The organism is Nostoc cf. edaphicum LEGE 07299, from assembly GCF_015207245.1.
Taxonomy (GTDB): domain Bacteria; phylum Cyanobacteriota; class Cyanobacteriia; order Cyanobacteriales; family Nostocaceae; genus Nostoc; species Nostoc edaphicum_B.
Window position 1 is genome coordinate 1 of sequence record NZ_JADEXF010000865.1, and the last position, 2,913, is coordinate 2,913.

Consider the following 2,913-nt stretch of genomic DNA (forward strand, 5'->3'; position numbering starts at 1 on the left):
CCCGCGAAGCCTTTGAAGCCAAATACGGCGACAAACTCTGGGACACGGATATTGCCAAATTCCACCACATTACAAAAATTGAACCACTGCTACGGGGTTTAGACGAACTCAACAGTGTCGCTTGGATTACCGGACGCCGCCGTGACCAAGCAGTAACCCGTGCGAATATGCCCATATTTGAATTCGACGCTAAAGGTCGGCTGAAAGTAAATCCTATCGCTACTTGGACACGTCAAGACAGCTGGGTTTATGTGGCTGAACATGGAGTCATCTACAACCCCCTCCACGACCAAGGTTATCCCAGCATCGGCGACCAACCCATCACCACCAAAGTAGGTGAAGGCGAAGACGAACGCGCCGGACGCTGGCGGGGAAGTGATAAAACAGAATGCGGAATTCATATTTAGTCATTGGTCATTTGTCACTTGTCACTTGTACTGAGCGAACCTGAAGTATTTGTCATTAGTATTAGACAAAGGGCAAATGACTAAGAACAAAGGACAAATATGATTAGAATCCTCCATCTTTCTGACATCCATATGGGAAGTGGCTTCTCCCACGGACGAATTAATCCTGCGACGGGATTAAATACACGGCTGGAGGATTTTGTCAATACTCTCTCTATATGTATTGACCGAGCGCTGACAGATGCTGTTGATATGGTGATATTTGGTGGCGATGCTTTCCCGGATGCTACACCACCGCCTTATGTACAACAAGCTTTTGCTGGCCAGTTTCGCCGTCTCATGGATGCCAATATTCCAACAGTGCTGTTGGTAGGCAACCACGACCAACATTCCCAAGGACAGGGAGGGGCGAGTTTAAATATTTACCGCACTTTGGGAGTGCCAGGGTTTGTTGTTGGTGATACATTAACTACGCACTGCATCGAAACCCGTAATGGCAAAGTGCAAGTAATTACTCTGCCTTGGTTGACTCGTTCGACTTTGATGACTCGCCAAGAAACTGAAGGTTTGTCTTTGGCGGAAGTCAACCAACTATTAACGGAACGTCTGCGAGTTGTTTTAGAAGGGGAAGTTCGCCGTCTTGACCCCGATATACCTACTATCCTTTTGGCTCACTTGATGGCTGACAATGCTAGCTTGGGTGCAGAACGCTTTTTAGCAGTAGGTAAAGGCTTTACTCTGCCCCTATCTTTGCTGACACGACCTTGTTTTGATTATGTAGCATTGGGACACGTCCACCGCCATCAAAATCTGAATAAATCCAACAACCCGCCGGTGATTTATCCAGGGAGCATTGAGCGGGTAGATTTTAGCGAAGAAAAAGAAGACAAAGGCTATGTGATGCTGGAACTGGAGCGGGGAAGCGCTGAGTGGGAATTTTGTCCCTTGACAGTTCGGACTTTCCGCACCATTGAAGTGGATATCTCAAAAGCAGACGATCCGCAAGCGGTGTTAATGAAAGCGATCGCCAAGTATGATATTCAAGATGCTGTAGTACGGCTAATTTACAAACTCCGCTCCGAACAGATGGATTTAATTGACAGTTCTTCTCTACATACTGCTTTAAGTCCCGCTCATACCTACACCATTCAAGCAGAATTAGTAAGTCAATTAGCCAGGCCCCGGATTCCTGAATTGAGTGCAAGTAGCAGCATCGACCCAATGGAAGCGTTGAAAACTTACTTGAACAATCGCGAAGACCTCAAAGATATTGCAACATCAATGATGGACGCAGCACAGAAGTTGCTAGCAGATGAAGTGGAAGTTTGGCTGGAAGCAGCAACTAATGAGTAGGATAAAGCCAATTAATTGACTATACTCCACTCCCCAAACTTATGATGCAAACAATCCAAGCAAAGGACACTGACTTACGCTATTTAATCAATAACTTTGGTATTCAGTTAGTTTTAGATGACTCATTCTTTCACGAATGGCAAGAAGATTTACCACAAATTGATGATTTAGATAAACAACTTTTAGACAAGGTGAAAATGGGTTATTTAAATCTTCTTAATTACCCGCCTTTACTAGAAGATATAGTTAGAATGGCAGTTGCAAACCCATTACTTTTTATCGGGGATTTTTATTTAGCTCCATTTTATGTAAAATCAGAAGAATCTATAGATATTGCTGTGCCAGATGAAGATGTAATCATTAATCTTCCTGGTTCTAATACGCAAGCCCAAACTTTAGATGAGTTAGTGGAACGTATTAGAGAAGCGATTGAACTTTGTTTAGAATTTGAGGAAGAAAAGCAGGATTCACTGGACTTTGTTGGTATTCAACGAGTCGCAGTTGAGATATGAGTCAATTCGCAAGTGCCAAAAGAAAATCGAGTTTTCACTATTGTTTTGTATTAATAATCACATATTTTTTAACAAATATTATGTATGCAATCCGATTGTTTCGCTTTCCAGCAACAAAACCCGTCTTCTGAAATAACTTGTTAAATCAGATTTATTTGCTACCTTTGCTGATAAGTTCTTACTTAGTCAAAAAAATTTAATCCAGATGATAAATATTATTCTATATACCCTATAATTTTCATAATCACGGTATCCATGTAGAAATACCGTAGATTTAGGGGTGATTCTGATGAGCAAGTCGCAACAACCAACACAATTAAGTAAATTCCTAAGTGAGGGAATACAGGCTTATGCCATGAGAGCCTTGCAGAGTATACAATTCCGGTATCAACACGCAATTAAAAGTAGGTTGAATGGACGTAGTGTACAAAGCTTTGTGAGTCTGTTTTTAACAAGTATTTTTTTGAGTATAGCAGTTGCCTCCTGCTCTGGAAGCAGTTCAGCTAGCAAAAATGATGTTAAGCTAAAACTCGTTTCATTCTCTGTCACCAAAGCAGCTCATGACCAGATAATCCCCAAATTTGTCCAAAAATGGAAGCAAGAACATAACCAGAACGTCACCTTTGAGCAAAGTTATGGAG

General features: G+C 42.0%; 3 protein-coding genes and 1 pseudogene. All 4 read left to right on the plus strand.

The annotated features are described in order from the left end of the window. Positions 1 to 407, plus strand: a 407-nt coding sequence (locus IQ229_RS21875; protein WP_194047343.1) for a phosphoadenylyl-sulfate reductase, incomplete at its 5' end; no start/stop codon positions are given. Positions 408 to 506: 99 nt separating this feature from the next. Next, positions 507 to 1,760, plus strand: a complete 1,254-nt coding sequence (gene sbcD / locus IQ229_RS21880) for an exonuclease subunit SbcD (RefSeq protein ID WP_194047345.1) — start codon at positions 507 to 509, stop codon at positions 1,758 to 1,760. A gap of 41 nt (positions 1,761 to 1,801) precedes the next feature. Continuing rightward, complete coding sequence (locus IQ229_RS21885; protein ID WP_228013643.1) at positions 1,802 to 2,272, plus strand: type II toxin-antitoxin system HicB family antitoxin; 471 nt, start codon at positions 1,802 to 1,804, stop codon at positions 2,270 to 2,272. Between the two features lie 289 nt (positions 2,273 to 2,561). Then, positions 2,562 to 2,913: pseudogene (locus IQ229_RS24320) on the plus strand (sulfate ABC transporter substrate-binding protein); the annotation flags it as partial.

Bases quoted from the DNA above. Each gene is read 5' to 3' on its own strand.
- sbcD (WP_194047345.1), top strand. From the start codon at position 507: ATGATTAGAATCCTCCATCTTTCTGACATCCATATGGGAAGTGGCTTC.
- IQ229_RS21885 (WP_228013643.1), top strand. From the start codon at position 1,802: ATGATGCAAACAATCCAAGCAAAGGACACTGACTTACGCTATTTAATC.